The organism is Arthrobacter sp. StoSoilB19 (assembly GCF_019977275.1).
Lineage (GTDB): Bacteria > Actinomycetota > Actinomycetes > Actinomycetales > Micrococcaceae > Arthrobacter.
In genome coordinates, this window is record NZ_AP024650.1 from 3,357,691 (window position 1) to 3,377,961 (window position 20,271).

The 20,271-nt window shown below is 61.3% G+C and carries 16 protein-coding genes; 8 read left to right on the plus strand and 8 right to left on the minus strand.

Features of this window, described 5'->3' with window-relative positions; translation table 11 throughout:
• The first annotated feature begins 324 nt into the window (after positions 1-324).
• The 8 genes from LDO86_RS15510 (at position 325) to LDO86_RS15545 (ending at position 9,779) form a co-directional block, all read left to right on the plus strand.
• Positions 325-1,539, plus strand: a complete 1,215-nt coding sequence (locus tag LDO86_RS15510) for a glycosyltransferase family 4 protein (protein ID WP_224084490.1) — start codon at positions 325-327, stop codon at positions 1,537-1,539.
• A 41-nt stretch (positions 1,540-1,580) separates the two neighbouring features.
• Positions 1,581-2,606, plus strand: a complete 1,026-nt coding sequence (gmd, locus tag LDO86_RS15515; RefSeq protein WP_224084086.1) for a GDP-mannose 4,6-dehydratase — start codon at positions 1,581-1,583, stop codon at positions 2,604-2,606.
• On the plus strand, positions 2,606-3,580 hold the full coding sequence (locus LDO86_RS15520; RefSeq protein WP_224084087.1) for a GDP-L-fucose synthase: 975 nt from the start codon (positions 2,606-2,608) through the stop codon (positions 3,578-3,580). The genes gmd and LDO86_RS15520 overlap by 1 nt, the downstream gene beginning before the upstream one ends.
• A 50-nt stretch (positions 3,581-3,630) precedes the next feature.
• Entirely contained in the window at positions 3,631-5,067 is a 1,437-nt protein-coding gene (locus LDO86_RS15525) for a sugar transferase (RefSeq protein ID WP_224084088.1), read from the plus strand.
• 41 nt (positions 5,068-5,108) lie between these two features.
• Positions 5,109-6,422 carry a UDP-glucose/GDP-mannose dehydrogenase family protein gene (locus tag LDO86_RS15530; RefSeq protein WP_224084089.1) on the plus strand — a complete coding sequence of 438 codons (1,314 nt, stop codon included), beginning with the start codon at positions 5,109-5,111 and terminating at the stop codon, positions 6,420-6,422.
• 428 nt (positions 6,423-6,850) lie between these two features.
• Positions 6,851-8,305 carry a DUF4012 domain-containing protein gene (locus tag LDO86_RS15535; RefSeq protein ID WP_224084090.1) on the plus strand — a complete coding sequence of 485 codons (1,455 nt, stop codon included), beginning with the start codon at positions 6,851-6,853 and terminating at the stop codon, positions 8,303-8,305.
• Positions 8,306-8,477: 172 nt separating this feature from the next.
• Positions 8,478-9,077 (plus strand): LPXTG cell wall anchor domain-containing protein, encoded by a 600-nt coding sequence (locus tag LDO86_RS15540; protein WP_224084091.1) that lies wholly within the window; start codon positions 8,478-8,480, stop codon positions 9,075-9,077.
• A 291-nt stretch (positions 9,078-9,368) separates the two neighbouring features.
• On the plus strand, positions 9,369-9,779 hold the full coding sequence (locus LDO86_RS15545) for a VanZ family protein (RefSeq protein WP_224084092.1): 411 nt from the start codon (positions 9,369-9,371) through the stop codon (positions 9,777-9,779).
• Between the two features lie 10 nt (positions 9,780-9,789).
• Here LDO86_RS15545 and galU read toward each other — a convergent pair whose 3' ends face one another.
• From galU to LDO86_RS15585, 8 genes are all read right to left on the minus strand, one after another.
• Complete coding sequence (gene galU / locus LDO86_RS15550) at positions 9,790-10,680, minus strand: UTP--glucose-1-phosphate uridylyltransferase GalU (protein WP_224084093.1); 891 nt, start codon at positions 10,678-10,680, stop codon at positions 9,790-9,792.
• A 115-nt stretch (positions 10,681-10,795) separates the two neighbouring features.
• Positions 10,796-11,698, minus strand: coding sequence for a nucleotidyltransferase family protein (locus LDO86_RS15555; protein WP_224084094.1), 903 nt, complete (start codon positions 11,696-11,698; stop codon positions 10,796-10,798).
• A gap of 7 nt (positions 11,699-11,705) precedes the next feature.
• Complete coding sequence (locus LDO86_RS15560) at positions 11,706-13,244, minus strand: polysaccharide biosynthesis tyrosine autokinase (RefSeq protein WP_224084095.1); 1,539 nt, start codon at positions 13,242-13,244, stop codon at positions 11,706-11,708.
• 44 nt (positions 13,245-13,288) lie between these two features.
• Positions 13,289-14,509 (minus strand): hypothetical protein, encoded by a 1,221-nt coding sequence (locus tag LDO86_RS15565; protein ID WP_224084096.1) that lies wholly within the window; start codon positions 14,507-14,509, stop codon positions 13,289-13,291.
• A 4-nt stretch (positions 14,510-14,513) separates the two neighbouring features.
• Entirely contained in the window at positions 14,514-14,795 is a 282-nt protein-coding gene (locus LDO86_RS15570; protein ID WP_043424819.1) for a PqqD family protein, read from the minus strand.
• Positions 14,796-14,797: 2 nt separating this feature from the next.
• Positions 14,798-15,385: a hypothetical protein gene (locus LDO86_RS15575; protein ID WP_224084097.1), complete on the minus strand. Its 588-nt coding sequence runs from the start codon at positions 15,383-15,385 to the stop codon at positions 14,798-14,800.
• Positions 15,386-15,685: 300 nt separating this feature from the next.
• Complete coding sequence (locus LDO86_RS15580; protein WP_224084098.1) at positions 15,686-18,517, minus strand: FAD-binding and (Fe-S)-binding domain-containing protein; 2,832 nt, start codon at positions 18,515-18,517, stop codon at positions 15,686-15,688.
• Positions 18,517-20,235, minus strand: coding sequence for an L-lactate permease (locus tag LDO86_RS15585; RefSeq protein WP_224084099.1), 1,719 nt, complete (start codon positions 20,233-20,235; stop codon positions 18,517-18,519). The genes LDO86_RS15580 and LDO86_RS15585 overlap by 1 nt, the downstream gene beginning before the upstream one ends.
• Positions 20,236-20,271: the final 36 nt, after the last annotated feature.

Here is a 20,271-nt window from a genome sequence, read left to right on the forward strand (position 1 = left end):
CCAAGGAAACTTCACCCTCGTCCGTGGACGAAACACCACACCTTCACCGATCTCCGCCCCGAAGGCCCGCAGGGCAGCCACACGAAGGGCAGAACTCACCTGCCAGGAATTTGTGACCACAAGCAGCTCAACAACCGCCCAGGCATAGACAAAAAGACGCGGTTTATCCCAGGCAAGACGTTCCCCCGGCGCCTCCCGGAGTGGTATCACTCTCGTTCCATCGAAAGAGTCTTGGTTCTCGTCCATCGTTGCCCTCCACCACCGCTGTCTGTAACCACGTCTATTCTTACACTCGTGACTCCATCAAATTTGCGCATTACCATCATGGGACTCAACTACCACCCGGAACCGTCGGGCAATGCTCCATACACCACAAGCCTCGCGGAGGGTTTGGCCGCGGCAGGACATAGCGTGCACGTTGTAACTGGGTTCCCGCACTATCCCGAATGGTCTGTCAGGGCAGGCTATGGGGGCTGGAGTCGCGACGAAATAATCAACGGTGTGCATATCCGGCGACTTCGCCACTATGTACCGCGGCGCCCCACAGCCTTGGGACGCTTGCACATGGAACTGAGTTTTGGCTTGCGTCTTTTTTTTGAGAAGTGGCAACAGCCGGATGTTGTACTGGTTGTCAGCCCGGCTTTGTTTTCGTGCGCCCTTGCCATACTTCGGGCCCGCGTTTTTTCCAGGGGGCCTGCTGTAGCTATCTGGGTACAAGACCTCTACAGCCGGGGCGTGGTGGAAACAGCATCCGGAGGCAGAGTAATGGGCCGTTTTGCGACTCTCCTGGAGTCACTCATTCTTAAGGCCACCGACGGAGTCGCCGCTATCCACGAGCGTTTCAAGCGACACATGGTCGACACGCTCGGTGTTCCAACAGAGAAAATCCGAGTCATCAGAAATTGGACTCATCTGCCGCAGTCGCCAGAACTCGATGGCACCGACATACGGGCAAGGCTCGGCTGGCGCGAAGACCAGATCGTCGTACTTCATGCGGGAAACATGGGTAAGAAGCAGGGGCTCGAAAACGTCGTTGATGCGGCGCGCGTAGCGGAATCCGATGGGAGTAACGTTCGCTTTGTGCTTATGGGAGATGGAAATCAGCGTGAGAGGCTTCAGGCTCTAGCTTGCGGAGTAAGCACCATCACATTTGAAGACTCGCTTCCTAACGAAGAGTTCCAGTCGGCCCTTGCTGCGGCAGATGTCCTTCTAGTCAATGAGCTGCCAGGTTTGAAAGATATGGCTGTCCCTAGCAAGCTCACTTCCTATTTCAACGCCGGCGTCCCTGTAGTGGCTGCAACCGATCGTGGCAGTGTTACGGCTTACGAAATTGAGAGTTCGGGAGCAGGTATTCGCGTTGACCCTGGCGTACCCCGTGCCATTGTGACGGCGGTTGAGAACTTAGCCAAAGATCCGTCTATCCGGGCGCGACTCGCAGAGAACGGTCTCCGGTACCGACGTGACAGGCTGGACGAAAAGGTTGCAGTGGCGCACTATGATGATTTCATCAAGAGTCTGGCATCGTCGCGCGGCCGTTAGGCTGGCGGCTTTTTTTTCGCAACCAACATGGGGGGTTACAAATGAAACGTGCGCTAATCACGGGTATTACGGGGCAGGACGGCTCCTACCTAGCTGAGCTTCTTCTTAGCAAGGGCTACGAAGTGCATGGCCTTATTCGACGGGCTTCAACGTTCAATACAGCGAGAGTTGATCACCTTTACGTAGACCCTCACGATCCGAAGGCCAAACTTTTTCTCCATTACGGCGACCTGAGTGATGGTGCTCGACTCGTAACGCTGCTCGCAGACATCAAGCCCGACGAGGTCTACAACCTTGCGGCCCAATCGCATGTCCGCGTTTCGTTCGATGAACCCGAGCACACTGGCGATACAACAGGCGTTGGCACAATCCGTCTCTTGGAAGCGGTGAGGATGTCAGGAATCGAAACGAAGTTCTACCAAGCGTCTTCTTCAGAGATGTTCGGCGCCACGCCGCCGCCGCAAAACGAAGAAACACCTTTCTATCCCCGGTCCCCCTATGGGGCGGCAAAGGTTTATAGCTACTGGATCACCAAGAACTACCGCGAGGCATACGGTATGTTCGCAGTGAACGGCATCCTGTTCAACCACGAGTCTCCTCGTCGAGGGGAAACATTCGTGACACGAAAGATTACCCGTGCTGTTGCTGCCATCAAGGCCGGGAAGCAGGATCTTTTGTATATGGGCAATCTCGACGCTGTTCGAGACTGGGGCTACGCCGCCGAATACGTCGAAGGCATGTGGCGCATGCTCCAGGCCGACGAACCGGACGACTTCGTCTTGGCTACGGGCGGTAACTACACCGTGCGTGACTTTCTTCAAATTGCATTCGAGCACGCCGGCCTCAACTGGGAAGACCACGTCCGATTCGACGAGCGCTATCTACGCCCTACGGAAGTGGATGCCCTCGTCGGCGACGCATCAAAGGCTCAAGACAAGCTTGGTTGGAAGGCGTCTGTCCACACGCCAGAGCTAGCTCGGATCATGGTGGATGCCGACATTGAAGCTCTGAAGCACGCTGGTAACAACTGGATCGACAGAGTCACTCTGGAAAGTTGGAAGAACTAGTGTCTGAAGACCTCAAGTTCGAGCCCGCCAAGCTCGACAGAGTTGCTCCGTTTTATGTCGCCGGCCACCGGGGACTTGTCGGTTCGGCTATCTGGCGGAAGTTGGATGATGAAGGATTTACAAACCTGATCGGCCGCACTTCCTCCGAGTTAGACCTCAAGGACCGGGAAGCTGTGTTCGAGTTCTTCGAGCAATCGAAGCCGCGATACGTGATCCTAGCAGCAGCAAAGGTAGGCGGCATTCTGGCCAATAACACCTATCCGGTAGATTTCTTGAGCGACAATCTCCGCATCCAGGTAAACGTTCTTGATGCAGCGCGTCAATTCGGAGTAGAGCGTCTCCTCTTCCTTGGTTCCTCATGCATCTACCCAAAGTTTGCTGCTCAGCCAATTAGGGAAGATTCGCTTCTTACTGGTCACTTGGAGCCGACGAACGACGCTTACGCCATAGCTAAAATCGCCGGCATCATGCAGGTTCAAGCCGTTCGCCGCCAGTATGGCTTGCCATGGATTTCTGCGATGCCGACCAACCTTTACGGGCCAGGAGACAATTTTTCGCCGCAGGGCTCTCATGTCTTGCCCGCGCTCATCAGGCGTTACGATCATGCCGCGAAATCTGGCCAGACGTCTGTCACGAACTGGGGTACTGGTTCCCCCATGCGAGAGTTTCTGCATGTGGACGACATGGCAGACGCCTGTCTTCATCTCCTCGAAAATTATGACGGCCCGTCCCAAGTGAACGTCGGAACAGGCTCAGACGTCACGATCAAGGAACTGGCGACAATCGTCGCATCGGCAGTCGGCTACACAGGTCATATTGAGTGGGACGTGACCAAGCCTGACGGGACGCCACGAAAGCTCCTCGACGTCTCGAAACTCGCGGAGGCCGGGTGGAAGTCCTCAATCAGCCTGGAGGACGGTATTCGTTCCACCGTGGAGTGGTACCGCACGCATACCGAGAGCATTCGCAGCTAGTACTGCCAGCTGGTCCGTCATCGAACGTTTAAACCCTGGGGGAACTTTTCGTGAAAGAGGTGCGCGACTGGCGAGCCAAATGTAGTCGCCAGCTACGGGTTATCGACGCCTTCGTAATCATCTGGGCAGTTGCTGGCGCTTACGTCATCCGCTTCGGTTGGGCCTCAGACTTCGTTGTCGAAGGCCAGGATGCAATTTACATCTGGCTTTCCATTGCACTCGTTGTGGCCTGGTGGATCATGCTGGGTGCTTGGAACAGCAGACAAAGCCGTATCCTTGGCGCTGGCCCTGACGAGTACAAGAGGGTCGCCGCTGCGTCCTTATGGTTGTTTGGCCTAGTCGCCATCGTGTCGTACGTGCTGCGACTCGACACTGCCCGCGGCTATGTGGGGGTAGCTTTGCCCGCGGGTTTGTTCGGACTACTTCTTGCACGCTGGTTGATCCGGCAACATCTGCATGTGAACCGGCAGATGGGACAGAGCATGTCACGATTGTTGTTGCTCGGCGGCCCCAGTGCGGTGGCACACCTGGCTCGTTCCCTCCGAACTGCGAAGCACGCTGGGTACCTGCCCGTTGCGGTCTATACGCCGAACACTCCCGACTTCCCGTCGATTGAGCCGGAGTCCGGACTTCCAATAGTTGGAAATTCACCTGATGCTAAGTCCATAGTCCAGGCAATTCAGGCATGCAGCGCGGACGCCGTGGCTGTCTCCGCAGGTGTGCAACTGCACCCGCAAACACTTCGACACCTCGGTTGGGAATTGGCTTCGCGGAACATCGGACTGATCATGGCACCTGCGCTTACCGACATTGCTGGGCCGCGGATTCATACCCAACAGGTTGCGGGTCTACCCCTCATCCACGTCACCACCCCCACTCTGGAGGGCGGTCAGAGAGTAGCAAAGCGTCTCTTTGACTTAGTCGTCGCGTCCTTCCTGCTCGTTCTTAGCTCACCCGTTATGGCTATCATTTCGATCTTGGTCAAGCTAAACGATGGCGGACCCGTATTGTTCAAACAAGACCGCGTTGGGATAGAAGGGGCTCCATTCCAAATGCTGAAATTCCGGTCCATGGTGTTGGACGCGGAAGCTCAACTTGAGACGCTAAAAGAAAGAAGCGACGGGAGTGGGTTGCTCTTCAAAATGAAAGATGACCCACGTGTCACCTCTATCGGTCGATTCCTCCGCAAGTTTAGCCTTGACGAGTTGCCTCAACTCGTTAATGTCCTTATGGGATCGATGAGTCTCGTTGGTCCTCGCCCGCCTCTTCCTTCTGAAGTAGAAGCCTACGAGCAGGATGTTAGACGAAGACTGCTTGTTAAACCTGGCCTGACTGGACTGTGGCAGGTGAGCGGCCGTTCTAATCTATCCTGGCAGGACTCCGTACGACTTGATCTCTACTATGTAGAAAACTGGTCAATGGCCGGGGACCTACTTATCCTCATGAAGACCTTCCGCGCTGTTTTCCAGAGCGCCGGAGCCTACTGATTCTCTGGTGGTTGAGAAACCGCTTTGGGGAAGGACACACAATGCGAATATCGGTTATCGGCTGTGGCTACCTGGGTGCCGTACACGCTGCGTGCATGGCCAAATTGGGACACGAGGTGGTGGGTATTGACATTGACGAACGTAAGATTTCCGATTTGTCTGCTGCTCGTGCACCCTTCTTTGAGCCCGGTCTGGAAGATTTGCTGAGGGAAGTCCAGGAAACGGAAAGACTCTCCTTCTCAACCGACATGGCCGAAGCCCTGGGCAGCACAGTGCACTTTATCTGTGTGGGAACTCCCCAAAAGCAGGGAGAGAATGCTGCTGACTTAACCTACGTTGATGCCGCTATAACGGGGCTCATCCCCCACCTTTCTCCTGGTGACCTGGTAGTGGGTAAGTCGACAGTGCCGGTTGGAACGGCCGCACGACTCTCCACGATGATCAAGGAAGCCGAGCCGGAAGCTCACTTGATGTGGAACCCCGAGTTCCTTCGCGAAGGCCATGCAGTCTCGGATACCTTGCGCCCTGACAGACTCGTCTACGGCGTTGCCGACGGCTCGGAGGAACACGATGCCGTTCGGGTGCTTGATCACGTCTACACGGTCCCACTCGAAGCTGGCACCCCGCGTTTGGTAACTGACCTACCGACTGCTGAATTGGTGAAAACTGCCGCTAATTCATTCTTGGCAACAAAGATTTCCTTTATAAACGCTATGGCTGAACTTTGCGATGCTGCCGGTGCAGACGTCACCTTATTGGCCGATGCCATCGGTCTGGACGACAGGATTGGGCGCAAGTTCCTCAACGCTGGGATTGGTTTCGGGGGCGGGTGCCTCCCGAAAGATATCCGGGCCTTTATGGCACGCGCCGGCGAACTTGGCGCGGACCAAGCTCTGACCTTCCTACGGGAGGTAGACGCGATCAATATGCGACGACGGACACGCGTTGTAGAGCTGACGCGTGATCTCTGCGGAGGCTCGCTGCTTGGACAGCGGATTACCGTGCTGGGGGCAGCGTTCAAGCCTGAAAGCGACGATGTCAGGGACTCACCAGCGTTAAGCATCGCTGCACAGTTGCAGCTGCAGGGCGCAGTAGTGACCGTGACGGATCCTGAGGCCCTTAAAAACGCTGCCCGACGATTCCCCGAGTTGCACTACGAGGCATCCACCGGCAAAGCCCTTCAGCGAGCCGACGCCCTTCTGCTTTTGACCGAATGGCAGGAGTATCGCGATCTGGATCCCTATGAAGTAGCAAGCATTGTTGCGTCGCCCAAAATTTTGGACGGCAGAAATATCCTGGACGCCAGCAAATGGCGCGCTGCTGGTTGGACCTACCGCGGGCTCGGCCGCCCTTAAACATGACTGCATCCACTCCACAGCAGGAATTGCAGCGTCCCGGTCGGTCTACCCGCACAACTCGACGAACCCATCGAAGGAGGCCGGGCAGGCTTCTAAGAGTCGGGCTCCCGATCTTTGCTTCCATTCTCGTTCTCAGCTGCGCAACGGCCTGGTTGGGCTTCAAGGCGTCTGTCATCAAGAGTGAGTTGTACGCGTCCGCTGACCTGATTTCCCAGCTCAAGCAAGAGATCCTGGGCTCGGATGCGGCCTCTGCAACGAGCACTGTTAGCAAATTGCGGGAACACACTTCGGCCGCCAGGAAGGAGTCGGAGGACCCGCTGTGGACTCTCGCATCCGGCCTACCTTGGGCCGGCCCAAACCTAAGTGCGATTTCCGAGGTAGCAAGATCAGCTGACGACGTCGCAAGTCTTGGTTTAACTCCTTTGGTGGGTATTTACGATTCTCTTAACTGGACTGCGCTTGTGCCCACGAATTTGGGCAGCAATTTGGGCCCTCTTAAAACCGCGGCCCCTAGTGTCGCCTCAGCGGCCTACAGCGTTCGGGCTTCCGCAGAGCGGCTTCAGGGCATTGATTCGTCAGATCTATTGCCGCAGGTGGCCGGCCCCCTTCGCCAGGCAGCCGAAGAACTCAGCCAAGCGACAGTTGCGCTCGACTCGGCAGCCGATGCAGCCAGCGTGGCTCCGGGTATGTTGGGTGAGGACGGGCCAAAGAACTATCTGCTCATGATTCAAAATAACGCTGAAGCCCGAGCCTCGGGCGGCATACCAGGGGCGCTCGCTGTCCTGACGATGGATCATGGCAAGCTCGCCTTGGGTGCACAGAACAGCGCGGTAGACGTAGGGACAATGACGCCGCCGCTGCCCATTGATCCTCAACAGCAGCAGATTTATTCCACTCGGGTTGGCAAATACATGCAGGACGTCAATCTAACTCCCGACTTTCCAACCGCCGCCTCCACCGCGCAAGCGATGTGGGAAAGAAAGACCGGCCAGCGTGTCAACGGGGTAGTCTCGATTGATCCAGTTGTTTTAAGCTACATCCTGCAGTCCACGGGACCCGTCGAAATCAACGGCCCCGAACTGGCAGCAGTGAAAGCGGCAGGTCTGCCTACAGAACTTACGGGAAGCAATGTGGTCCGCACACTGCTTTCCGATGTCTACGCAAAAATTCAGCAACCGAAACTGCAAGATGCATACTTCGCAGGAGTTGCCAAGGAAGTGTTCGCTGCCCTATCCAGCGGAAAGGGAGAAGCAAAGGGCCTTATCACCGGTATCAGCCGGGGCGCCGAGGAGGGACGAGTCCTGATTTGGTCTGACGATGCCGTCAACCAGGCAGTGATTTCGAAATATGCCTTGAGCGGGTCTATTTCGGGCCCCAACGTTTCGCCTGCCCAGTTTGGCGTCTACTTCAACGACGGCACTGGTGCCAAAATGGACTACTACGTCAGGCGCACAGTTCAGATCATCAAGGAGTGCCCGGTGGACGGCTACGGGCAAACTAAGGTCCGAATCACCAGCACAAATATGGCCCCCGCGGATGCAGCCACGGCGCTGCCTACCTACGTAACGGGGGCCGGTATTTTCGGGGTGCCCCCGGGTACCGTGCAAACAAACATCGTTGCCTACGGGCCGGTGCAGGCCAACGTCGAATCAGCAAGCGTCGACGGCCAAAAGACACCCTTTGCTCCCTACCTACACGCGAATCGACCGGTGGGCGTCGTTGCTCAACAGCTCGCGCCAGGGGAAAGCAAGACGTTGGAGTTCACATTTGGAAAGATCGTCCAACATACCGAACCTAACTTGGTTGTCACGCCCACCGTCCAGCCTGTAAAGGACGTTATCCTTCCAACGGAAAATGAGTCCTGTGACCCTGGGCAGTGACGGGCGCGTTAACACTATGTAAACCGACTTGATTGAGCTTGGTGACAGCTGGTTGAGGATGGTAACGTCTTTCTTGGGATATCTATCCGTAGTTCTGCACACGGTCTCGTGCAGAGGGGACACTTCCCCTAAATCGGGTATCAAAAACTTAAACGTCTCCGGGGGGACACTCATGAAGAAGACTTTCGCTGCACTCGCGCTTGCGGGCTCTATCGCACTCATCGGCTCGGCTCCTGCCATGGCCGCAACCTACCCTGCTCTTCCGCCGCAGGCAGCCGTTTCTGACGGTGTCGTTGGCCCGGGCGAATCCTTCGTCTTCCGTGGCCAGGGCTTCCGTGCCGGAGAACCGCTGATCATCCGCGTTACACCCGGCCAGGCTCCCGCTTCCAACGGCGCTGGCGTTGGTAACCGTGCGGTTGCCGCCCGCATCGCCGTCGTCACCGAGGCTCAGAACCTGTCCGCTACTGCAGACGCCCAGGGCGCTGTCGCACTCCCGATCGCAATCAGCGAAGCCGGGACCTACTCCATCACCGCTACCGGCACCCAGTCCGGTGTCACCGTCGGCCCCGTCACGGTTACCGTGGCAGCTTCACTGGCCAACACCGGTGGGAACGCCGCCGGCGCTCCGCTGGCCAACACCGGCGGCCTTGCCAACACCGGTGCCGACTCCGGCCTTGTTCTCTGGACCTTGGTTGGCGCAGGCGCACTTGCTGCCGGCGCAACCTCGGTAGTGGTGGTCCGCCGCCGCGCCAAGGCAGAGGCTGCTGCCTAACAACGATTTTCCAGCACCAACAAAGGTGGGTGCTTCTCCGGAAACGGAGAAGCACCCACCTTTTGCTTTGTGTGGTATCTATTTGATCTATGGGGAGACATTGGCACAGAGCACCACGAGAGTACGACTTTTCCATTCCGCTCCCCCAACCCCGGGTGCTGCACTACATGCTTCTTATGCTGCTGGCTATAGCGGCCGTCGGAACCGCAGTGTTCGCCCTACTACGAGCCTCCTGAGGTCCGTTTGAGGTTCCTTCACAACTATCGCTTATGGCGCAAGGTTCTGGCAGCTATGCTCATTCCGCTGGCGCTCGTTGCTTTCTGGCCGTCACCGGTAGATAAGCCTGTTTCGGGACAACTCACCGCGATCCTGCATTTCCTCCACGGCCACGGCGTCCCTGGTTGGTTCAATTACAAATTTGTCGAAGCCTCCGCCAATGTTGCCCTATTTGTGCCAGTCGGTTTTGTGAGCCGGTTGGCATCTCCAGAAAAACGCTGGTGGCAGATCGGGGCATTCGGATTGCTGGTTTCCGGCTGCATCGAGCTCGGCCAGCTCCTGTTTCTTCACGACCGTTTTGCAAGCCCGTCAGACATCGTGACAAACACGTCAGGAGCCCTCATAGGATGCCTTCTGGCAGCCTTGGCTGCCCAAACGCAGAAGAGGCCCGTAGCCTTCCGGCAACGGGCCTCCAAGAAGCAATAGAGGGTCGGGGCTAGCCGACGAAGTTCTTCATCCAGGTCTTCAGGTCCTCACCGAACTCCACGCGCTCAGACGCGAGGGTGATGACCGCCTTGAGGTAGCTCAGCTTATCGCCGGTATCATAACGGCGGCCCTTGAAGACCACGCCGTAAACGCCGGAGCCGTCGCCTTCGCCGGCAGCCAGGGTCTGCAGGGCGTCCGTCAGCTGGATCTCGTTGCCGCGGCCCGGCTCCGTGTTCTCCAGGACGCCGAAGACGGAGTGGTGCAGCACGTAGCGGCCGATCACTGCCAGGTTGGATGGAGCCTCGCCGACGGCGGGCTTCTCCACCAGGCTGTTAACGCGGACGTAGTCTTCGCCGTCCACGGCGGTGATGTCTGCGCAGCCGTAAGCGCTGATCTGCGACGGATCAACCTCGATCAGCGCGATTACTGAACCGCCCGTCTTCTGCTGCACCTCCATCATGGTGCTCAGCAGGGTCTCTGCCTCGTCGATGAGGTCGTCACCCAACAGGACGGCGAACGGTTCGTCGCCCACGTGCTGCTGGGCGCACAGCACGGCGTGGCCCAGGCCCTTGGCTTCACCCTGGCGGACGTAGTGGATGGGGCCCAGGTTGGAGGCGTACTCCACCAGACCCAGCTTGTCCTTGTCCCCCTTGGCCTCAAGGGCAGCCTCCAAGCCGGGCTCGCGGTCGAAGTGGTCCTCCAGGGCGCGCTTGTTGCGGCCCGTGATCATCAGCAGGTCTGTGAGGCCTGCGTCAATGGCTTCCTCCACCACATACTGGATCGCCGGGCGGTCAACCACCGGCAGCATTTCCTTCGGCATTGCCTTGGTGGCGGGCAGGAAGCGTGTCCCCAATCCGGCAGCAGGAATGACGGCTTTGGTTATTGCTTTCCCCTTAGTCATAGCTGAACCTTAACAAATTTGGTGTGTTAATCGGCAATCGGATGCGGAAATAGGAAGGCCCAGACAGCAGCCAAGCAGGGCTATTTGCTCCACCCTGCACCCACCCGCGGTGACGTCATGGGAGATGACGAAGGTCACGGAGGAGGCTTGGGATATCGCGAAAGAACCGGACCCACCTGCCCCGATGCTGATTCAACCGACCCAGTACCGACAGGTCAGCATAGATGTTTCCCGTCAGGAAAACTTCGGTACGCGGAAAGACCGCGCGCCACAGCATTTTTGGCTTGTCCCTCCACGAAGCCTGGACAATGGCAATGATCCGGGCGCTCCCGGGCGCCTGCGCCGTGACGCGGTTGCGCCACTCTTGGGAGGGTTCCGGCCAAGCAGGGACTACTGATTCGGGAAGAAGAGCTTCAAGGAAAGGCCGGACGGCGGCCAGGGCGCCCGTGGCCGTAGCGAGCTCCAAGAGCGCCTCCGACTGGGATCCCTGCCGCGCGACGCCGGCCAGGTACTGCAGCTCCTGCCGACAGGCCGGCAGCTCGGGTGACCGCAAGGCGTGCAGTGCCAGAAACAAGGTCCCAAGAACCTTCGTGGGGACTTTCAGCCGTTGTCCTGCGAGCTGCACGTGGGTGGTGTTCGCCCACAGGGTCTCGAAGCAGCTGCCAGATGGTTCTTCCATTCCTGGAAAGCGGAAATGGACGTCGATGCAGCACGGCCACTCTGGGTGATCCAGGGTCACCGAGTGCTTAGGAAAGGTGATGTTATCTGGATCCGACGGGCGCTCCCGCCAGCCTCGGCTCTGCAGGGCTTGCATTAGAGGGTGGAGGTCGGAGGGTGCAACAAAGACGTCCACGTCGGCCGATACTTTGGCTTGACGCAGGCCCTGGATGACGCTGGCTGGTCCCTTAATAAAGAAGACCCGTATTCCCAGGCTGTCCGCCACACGCGACACCAGGGCATGGCCGAGGAGTACGCCCTCCGGGATCCTGAGTTGGGTTTCCTGGCCAGGGAACGTCATGGGATGCCTAGATCCTGGCTCTGCGGCCGCCGTGGACGGCTTCCAGTACATCGAAGGTATCTGCGTTCTGACAGTCGTCGACGGGCTCAGATTCCGCAAAGGACGGAGCTGGTGCCGATGAATATGTTCCGTAGTAGGAGTAGGCGTCCCTTCCCTTGATGGGAACGTAGTTGAGAACGGCTCCCAGGACGCGCCCCTTGACCTTTTGAAGGTTCCCCAGGGATTGGTCCAGCTGCTCCTGGGTGGTCCGCCCAGTCCTAATCACCAGGATGGCGCCATCGGCGGCGCGCGAGAGGACAGCTGCGTCCGTCACGGGAAGAAGCGGCGGCGCGTCGATAAGGACGACGGCATCCTTGGCCAGGGTATTGAGCATGTTCTTCATGGCCCGGGAGCCCAGCAGCTCGCTGGGATTCGGCGGGATGCGGCCTGATCCCAGGACTGAGAGGTTGGGCAGCGCACCCCAGGGCTGGAGGACATCGGCGAGCTGGGCGGTGCCCGTGAGCACATCGGTGACCCCTACTCCCGGAACCAGGTTGAAGACGTCCACCAGCGTGGGCCGGCGGAGGTCGCCGTCGACCACCACGACGTTTTCACCTGCTGCCGCCATGGTGACCGCCAGGTTGGCCGTCACCGTGGACTTGCCCTCCGCCTGAAGAGAGCTGGTGACCACGATGATCCGTGGGGGCTGGTCGACGTCCAGGAAACTGAGGTTGGTCCGCAGTTCGCGGAGAGCCTCTGCCATGGCGCCGCCGGCGTCATGGAGCTGCGCGGCGGTGCCGGCGTCTACGATGGTGCTCTTCCCATCCAAGCGGTGGTCCACAGGGAGCGTGCCAATCACAGGAACGCCGAACAGCCGTTCAATGTCCGCAGCCTTCTGGATGCGCCGGTCCAGGTGCCGGCGTATCAGCGCGTAAGCCACACCAAGGGCCAGCCCGACGAGGGCACCGAGGGCCAGGTTGAGCTTGGTGTTGGGTGACGTGGGGCTGGTGGGGAACACGGCTTTGCCCAGCGGGAGTACGCGGACAGCCGTCTCTGCACTGGGGGACGACCCGGCTGCGTCGGCGGAGGGTGCCGTCTCAATGGCCTCCACTTGGGCGGCGAGGCCGTTGACCCAGGCATCCGCCACCCGCTGCGCAGTTGCGGGATCCGTGGACTGTGCGGTGACCCTGATCTCGGCCGTATCCAGCGGTACCTTGACACTGATGCTGCCAAGGAGGGCGTCGGCAGTTGTTTTCAGGTCCAGGGCCTGGATGACCCGGTCCGCGACGAGCCGCGATTTTGCCACGGATTCGTAATTCTTGACCTTGGCCTTAGCCAGGCTGTCGCCGGCCAGTGCCAGGCTCACGTTGTCCGAGCCAGGGGTGACCACTATGCCGCTGGAATCAGAGGAGTAGATCTTTGGCTGCAGGATGGTCCATCCGGCAGCTGCCACGGTGGCCAGCAGGGTGAAGGCGACAATGGCCTTCCAGTACACCCTCAGGACGTTCAGGTAGTCCGCCAGGTCCAGGCCCGGAGAGGCCTCCGGGGGCGCGGTTGTTGTGCTCATGATGATTCCTCAGATTCAGGTCTTGTACGCGCCTTGCAGACGGTCTATTTTTCGCCGCGTTCCAATACCGACTTGGCGATGAGGTGTTCTACGGCTGTGGCGACGGCGGCCCGGTAACCTTCGGGTTCGCCGTGCACCTTTCCTACGTGGTCCATCACGTCGTCCAGCTCTACCGGCCCAGCACAGGCATCCCAGACCGCGGGTCCGATACCAGTCAGGCGCACTATCTCGTTGTCCAGCATGACCAGCAGCTCGGCGCCGATTTTCACAGCGTCTTTTGGGGCCCTCCGCCGGATACTGCCGGCCGGGATGTATGTTTGGTGGGCAACTTCTTCTGCGGCGGGTTCCCACTCCGTTGCCGACGTTGCCTGCAGCCGGAACAAGGGCTCCAGGACGGCCGGCAGGTCGGCTGCCTCCGCATAGGTCACCTGCCACACTCCCCCGACACTCTCGATGAGGCGGCACAACGACTGCAGCGGATCCACGAATTCTGCCTGCGAGGACGATTCAGGGATGAGCGCGAGCAGGGCCTCGGCCAGTGGCACCCGTTCCAGCGCTGGAGCCACCGGAATCGCCCCCTGGACGCGGTTCAAGAGCACGATGGACTGGATGAAGGGCATGGCCGGGGCTGGCTGCAAACCAAACTCGTCCGGCCCTATCTGGCGCTTGGGTGCAGAGGCTTCCTGCTTGACCGATAAAGGCTTGGGGTAGGGGACCACGGAGCCGTCCCAGGCGACGGCTACTGTCTCGTCCGTGACGTAGCCGTAGGTCCTGGCGAGCACGGAAGCTGCGGTGGTCTTCCCTGTCCCGGATTTGGCCACCAGCGCCACCACGGCCCCCGTGCCCGGATCGGCAACCCCGCAGGCGTGGAGCATGGTCAGTTCACCGGCATTGGCCAGAATCGCAGATACCGTGAGCCGTGACGTGAGGTTCTCAGCAAGCTCCTCAAAGGACGCGGTTCCAATATGGAAGGTGCCGTCCCCGTACTTCATCGAGGCGCAGGTGACTGAGGCCGTGAACTGACTACCTCCGGTGGGTTCCATTGGCTCCGGCGGCAGCAGGGGCTCAGGGCTGCTGCTGATGCACCGCGCCCAGGCCAAGCTCATTGTTGCCCGCTGCTGCCACGTGACCGCAGGGCCCCAGCGGACCACAAACCGCTGCCCCAAGACCTTCAGGCACAGCAGGTCCCCGCCCCTTGCCAACTCCTCGAACAGGCGCTGCTGCCACGCCGACTGTGCGCTCCCCGAGAGCCCCGCGGACGTCATGCCGTTAGTGGGAAACGCCGCGGGCAGCCTCGATCAGGCGCTGCGCTTCGAGGCTCGCCAGGAAGCCTTCCACCTGCGCCTGCATCTGTCCTGACTGGTCCTCAAAGGTGGCCTCCAGCTCAGCGAAGATGTCCTGCTCGCTGCGCTGGCCATCGATGAGGTCCCAGATGACCGCGGCCGGACCCTCCAACACCACCGGCTGGGTTGCGTCGAGATGCAGAAGGGCGACGCGGGCCCGGGGTTCTGTACAAACCTCTGCGACCAGGCCGCCGCGTTTCCAGACCATGATCAGTAGTTGACGGCCAAAGCGCCGGTCAGGATGCGGCTGGTGCCATCCGGAAGCCGGAGCGTGATGGTCAACGTGTAGTTGTAGGTTGTCTTGCTGGGCGATGAACCGGTGAGGCGCTCATATTGGAACGACATGGGGAAATTCACAGTTGAGCCGCCGCCGATACCGCCGCTGTACGTAAAGGTGGCGTTGTATTCGTGGGTGCTTGAGTAGGAGGGGCTTCCCAGCGTCAAGGTAGTTGAGCCGGCTTGGATGGACTGGACGCCAGCGCCCGCCGCAACTGTTCCCGTCGGCTTGATATTCACGGTACCGCTGACAGCGCCAGTAAAGGCGGCGCCGCTGTTGGTGATCTGGAAAGCGGTGGGCCCGGTGCCCGTGTGGTTGGTGCCCGAACCCGTACCTGTTGAGCTAACAAACGAAATGCTTGAAACAGGGTTGACCAGGTTGGCGGTAGCCGAAATGCCGGACGCCGCAGCAGCCGGAGCCGCGATGGCCGTGGCGATAACCGGCAGCGACCAGGCAACGCCGGCAACTACCCTCCGACGGCTGAAACCGTTCTCTTCCTTACCATCGACATCAGCGTTCAAAACCTCAGACAATTGTGCCCCCAGAATAAGTTTCCAGATGGGGCTGCCTACTTGAGACCGGCAGCGCGCATCAACCGGATTTTGTCCGGCTGCGCCTACTCTTGCGAACGCGAATTAATATTTCTGCAATTGCCTTGCAAGGTTCAATCAAGAATTCTGCAAGGGCTCTTGATCGTCCCCCACGGACTCCCCCGACGGCGGTGCACAGCAGCTGCTGGGCACCGCATCGATCCGGGTAGGACAGCAGCGGGGCGATCCGCTGCTGCCCGGGAGAGCACGTGGCGGGAAGGTGCCGGTTCCCTATCGCGTGACCTCTTCCAGCAGTTCCAGCACGTGCCGGTAGTCCTGGCCCGTGGCGCGGGTCATGCCCAGCTCGCAGGTGCGATTGCACGAGGCGTGCGCCGTCGCGTCCAGTTGCTCCACTTCCAAAGCCTGCTTCCGGGTGGCGGATGCCGTGAGCTCGGGGTGGAGCATTCCGCGGTCCCCCGCGAAGGCGCAGCAGCCCCAGTTCACAGGCACATCCACCTTCTCCGCCACGGCCTGGGCCACCGATTCCAAGGCACCGTTGATCCCCATCCGTGAGGAAGAGCAGGTAGGGTGCAAGGCCAGGGACTCGAGCTTTGCGTGCTCCGGCAGCCTGGGCAGGATGCGCTCGGCGACGAAGTCCACGGCATCCACGATCCGCAACGGCCGCTGACCTACCAGCGGGTCGTCGGCTTCCACCACCTGCCGGAGGCCCTCGGTGCAGGACGACGCATCACAAATGATGGCCAGCTCGCCGTCCCGGGTTGCCTCCCGCAGCGCTGCCAGGGTCTTCTCCTTCATGGTCGCCTGGCCGGCCCCCATTCCCTTCGAAGACCACGGCGTCCCGCAGCAGAGGGAATCGATGCCCTCCGGGACCAGCAGCGTGATCCCGGCCCGTTCACACAGCTGCTCCAGGCTGTACTGGACGCCCCGTCCGCCAGCGGGACCATCGGGTTGGGAACCCGCACCGGCCGGCCCGAACATCGTCCCCACGCAGGCGGGGAAGTAGACGGCGTCCGGTGCCCGGTCCGGCGTCGGGCGCTTGCGTGCGGAACCGCCGCCGGGCAGTTCGGGCGAGTACAGGGGCACCGTGTCCGTGCCCAGCACCGCACGCGCCGCCTTGTTGGGCGCCACGACGGCCGGGGCCGGCAGCCTGTCCACCACGGTCAGGGCCAGCGAAGCCCCGCGCGTGATCCCGCCCCAGTGCTTGGCCGCAGCGTTCCAGGCCGCGTTGGCCACCGGACCGGCGTCCTCGCGGCGCAACCGCTTGACCAGCAAGCCGGTGTTGATGTCCACGGGGCAGGCCGTCTGGCACATGCCGTCCACGGCGCAGGTCTGCACGGACTCGTAGTCGTAGTCCCGCTCCAGCTCTTTAACCAACGCCGTGTCGCCGGCGAGCCGTGCGGCCTCGATGGCGCGCAGGGTGACGATGCGCTGGCGGGGCGTCAGGGTCAGGTCCTTGCTGGGGCACACCGGCTCGCAGTACCCGCAGGAGACGCAGCGATCCACTTCCTCAGCCACCGGCGGCGCCGTCTTGATGTGCCGCAGATGCGCCTTGGGATCATCGTCCATGAGCACGCCGGGATTGAGCATGCCGGCGGGATCGAACAGCTCCTTGATCCGGCGCATTACGCCGTACAGCTCGTCCCCGTACTGCCGCCGCACATACGGTGCCATCACCCGGCCGGTGCCGTGCTCCGCCTTGAGCGAGCCGCCCTCCCCCAGGACCAGGTCCACCATGTCCTCGGTGAACGCGCTGTACCTGTCCAGCTCCTCCGCCGTGGCGAAGCCGTCCGTAAGCATGAAGTGGACGTTGCCGTCCTTCGCATGCCCAAAGATCACACTGTTTTCGTACCGGTACTTGTCGAACAGCCTTATCAATTCACGGCACGTGCGGCCCAGGACCGGGACCGGCACCACAATATCCTCCAGCAGTGCCGTGGTCCCCTGCGGCCGGGCACCCGCCACGGAGGCGTACAGGCCCTTGCGCAGGTGCCACAGCTGGGCGCGGGCGGACGCATCAGCAGTGAACTGCGCCGGGGCCGCCAGCTTGAGGCCGGCGAGGGCGCGTTCGCCCACCTCACGCAGGGCCGCAACCTGATCCGGCTGCCCGGCGGAGTATTCCACCAGCAGCGCCGCGTGTTCGCGCACCGCAAGGTCGCGTACGACGGCGGGAGTTCCCTTCAGCGCCTGGCCCACCTTGAGCGAGAGCGCGTCCAGGAGTTCCACCGTGGCGGCGCCGGTGTCCACCAGCGCCGGCAAAGCGGCGTTGGCGGCCTGCAGGTCCGGGAAGACAAGCAAGCCGGTTGCGGAGTGCGAAAGCCGCGGGATGGTCCGGAACACCGCCTCTGCCACGAAGCCCAGGGTGCCTTCGCTGCCGACGATCAGGTGCGCCAGCATGTCCACCGGGCGCGTGTAGTCCAGCAGGGAGTTCAGGCCGTAGCCCATGGTGTTCTTCATGCTGAACTGCTGCCTGATGCGGTTCACGGAATCGCTGTTCCCCCGCACCCTTGCCGCGAGCTGCACCAGGCCGTCATACAGTTCCGGTTCCAGCGTCCGCAGCCGGGTGTCCGCGTCCATTGCCCCGGTGTCAATTACCGTCCCGGACGGCAGCACCACGGTGAGCGACTCCAGCGTGCGGTACGCATTGTCCACCGTTCCGCAGTTCATGCCCGAGGAGTTGTTCGCCACCACGCCGCCGATCGTGCACGCGGCCTCGCTGGCCGGGTCCGGCCCGAACTTGCGCCCGTAGGGCGCCAGCCGCGCATTCAGGGCCCGCACCGTGACTCCCGGCTGCACGCGGACCCGCGCACCGCCGTCGAGCACTTCAACATCCCGGAAGTTGCGGCGCACGTCCACCAGCACGCCGTCCGTGACGGCCTGTCCGCTGAGGCTGGTGCCGCCGGAGCGAAGGGTGAGCGGAACGCCCTGCGCCGCGCTGGCCCGGAGCAGCGCGCCCACCTCCGCGGCGTCCTTGGCCACGGCCACCGCCTGGGGGATGAGCAGGAAGTGCGAGGCGTCATGGGCGTTGGCGTGCAGGTCGATGGCACGGGTCTTCACCTGTGCAGGATCGGCCACGGCCTGCCGGAAAAATTCGAGATTCTGCATCAGGGAACCATCCAGCCGAGTAGGGGGGTGGACTGCAGGAAGATCAGTACCGTGATGAGGGCCAGCAGGCCCAGGCTCCAGCCGATCAGCTTGCGGAACAGGGTTCCCTCTGCGCCTTCCAGCCCCACCGCGGCGGCGGCGACGGCCAGGTTCTGCAGGGAGAGCATCTTGCCCATGACGCCGGCCGAGGAGTTGGCGGCGGCCATCAGTACCGGGGAGAGTCCGGTCTGCCCGGCGGCGGTGGCCTGCATCTGGCCAAAGAGGGAGTTGGATGATGTGTCCGAGCCGGTGAGGGCCACGCCGATCCAGCCGATCAGCGGCGAAAGGAGGGCGAAGAAGCCGCCGGCCGAGGCAAGGGCGAATCCCAGCGTGGTGGTCTGTCCGGACAGGTTCATGACGAAAGACAGGGCCAGGACGGTGGTGACCGTGACGATGGTCCAGCGCAACTGCTTCAGGGTTTCCCAATAGACGCGCAGGCTTTTGCCAACCGGGATTTTGTACAGCGCCATGGTGAGCAGGCCGGAGAGCAACAACAGCGTCCCGGTGGATTTGAGGTGGTCCAGCTTGAACTTGGTGGCCGCTACCGCTTTGCCCTCCGAGTCCTCAATGTGCAGGCCGGGCCAGGCGAACGTCACGGTGCCCACCTGCCCCAGCCAGGTTTTGATGAACGGGATCTGGGCGATGGAAAACACGGCGATGATGATCAGGTAGGGCGCGACGGCGAGCCACACCTCACGGGGCGCCGGGCGGGAATTGTCCGTGGGGACTCCGGAACGGTCCGGAACGCTCCCCTGCCGGGCACCCGCCGTCGTGCTTACCTGCGTGCCGTTGCCGACCGCACTCTTTCGACCGGCCATGGCTGGAATTGACACATCCTGTACCGACCCTTCCACGCGCACCGACTCTTTCGGCTGCCAGGCCTTCAGCATCAGCAGGACCGCCGCCACCGTGACCACCGCGGCCACCACGTCGGTCAGTTCCACGGCGAGGAAGTTGGAAGTGATGAACTGCGCGGCGGCGAACGCGGCGCCGGCCACCAGTGCAACGGGCCAGGTCTGCTTGAGGCCGCGCCTGCCGTCCACGATGAAGACCAGGAGCAGCGGCACGATGAGGGCGATGAAGGGGGTTTGGCGGCCGGCCATCGAAGAGAGGTCGTGCAGCGACAGGCCGGTGACGCCGTTCAGGGCGATGATGGGCGCGGCCATGGCGCCAAAGGCTACCGGGGCGGTGTTGGCCAACAGCGAGACGACGGCGGACTTGAGCGGTTTCATGCCGGCGGCCATCAGCATGGCTGCGGAGATCGCGACGGGCGCGCCGAAGCCTGCGAGTGATTCGAGGAGCGCACCGAAGCAGAACGCAATCAGGATCGAGAGGATCCGCAGGTCGTTGGAGATGGAGCGGATAGTCCGGCCCAGGGCGTCGAACCAGTGCGTGGCCACGGTGAGCTTGTAGATCCAGAGCGCATTGACGAGGATCCACAGGATGGGAAACAGCCCGTAGAAGATGCCCGCGGCGGTGGCGCTGAGGGCCTGGTCCAGGGGCATCTGCCAGCCTGCGACGGCCAGGACGAAGGACAGGACCAGGCTGGCGATGGCAGCTTTGGCGGCCTTGACCCGGAAGACGCCCAGCAGGACGAACAGCAGGACCAGGGGAAGGGCCGCGCACAGGGCGGAAAGCAGGAGGGACCCGGCGATGGGGTCAAGGATCTGCTGAAACATTGGACTCCAGATGGTGAGCGGCGCCACATCGGCGTG

Bases quoted from the DNA above. Each gene is read 5' to 3' on its own strand.
- LDO86_RS15510 (WP_224084490.1), top strand. From the start codon at position 325: ATGGGACTCAACTACCACCCGGAACCGTCGGGCAATGCTCCATACACC.
- gmd (WP_224084086.1), top strand. From the start codon at position 1,581: ATGAAACGTGCGCTAATCACGGGTATTACGGGGCAGGACGGCTCCTAC.
- LDO86_RS15530 (WP_224084089.1), top strand. From the start codon at position 5,109: ATGCGAATATCGGTTATCGGCTGTGGCTACCTGGGTGCCGTACACGCT.
- LDO86_RS15540 (WP_224084091.1), top strand. From the start codon at position 8,478: ATGAAGAAGACTTTCGCTGCACTCGCGCTTGCGGGCTCTATCGCACTC.
- LDO86_RS15545 (WP_224084092.1), top strand. From the start codon at position 9,369: ATGCTCATTCCGCTGGCGCTCGTTGCTTTCTGGCCGTCACCGGTAGAT.
- galU (WP_224084093.1), bottom strand. From the start codon at position 10,680: ATGACTAAGGGGAAAGCAATAACCAAAGCCGTCATTCCTGCTGCCGGA.
- LDO86_RS15555 (WP_224084094.1), bottom strand. From the start codon at position 11,698: ATGACGTTCCCTGGCCAGGAAACCCAACTCAGGATCCCGGAGGGCGTA.
- LDO86_RS15560 (WP_224084095.1), bottom strand. From the start codon at position 13,244: ATGAGCACAACAACCGCGCCCCCGGAGGCCTCTCCGGGCCTGGACCTG.
- LDO86_RS15565 (WP_224084096.1), bottom strand. From the start codon at position 14,509: ATGACGTCCGCGGGGCTCTCGGGGAGCGCACAGTCGGCGTGGCAGCAG.
- LDO86_RS15570 (WP_043424819.1), bottom strand. From the start codon at position 14,795: ATGGTCTGGAAACGCGGCGGCCTGGTCGCAGAGGTTTGTACAGAACCC.
- LDO86_RS15580 (WP_224084098.1), bottom strand. From the start codon at position 18,517: ATGCAGAATCTCGAATTTTTCCGGCAGGCCGTGGCCGATCCTGCACAG.
- LDO86_RS15585 (WP_224084099.1), bottom strand. From the start codon at position 20,235: ATGTTTCAGCAGATCCTTGACCCCATCGCCGGGTCCCTCCTGCTTTCC.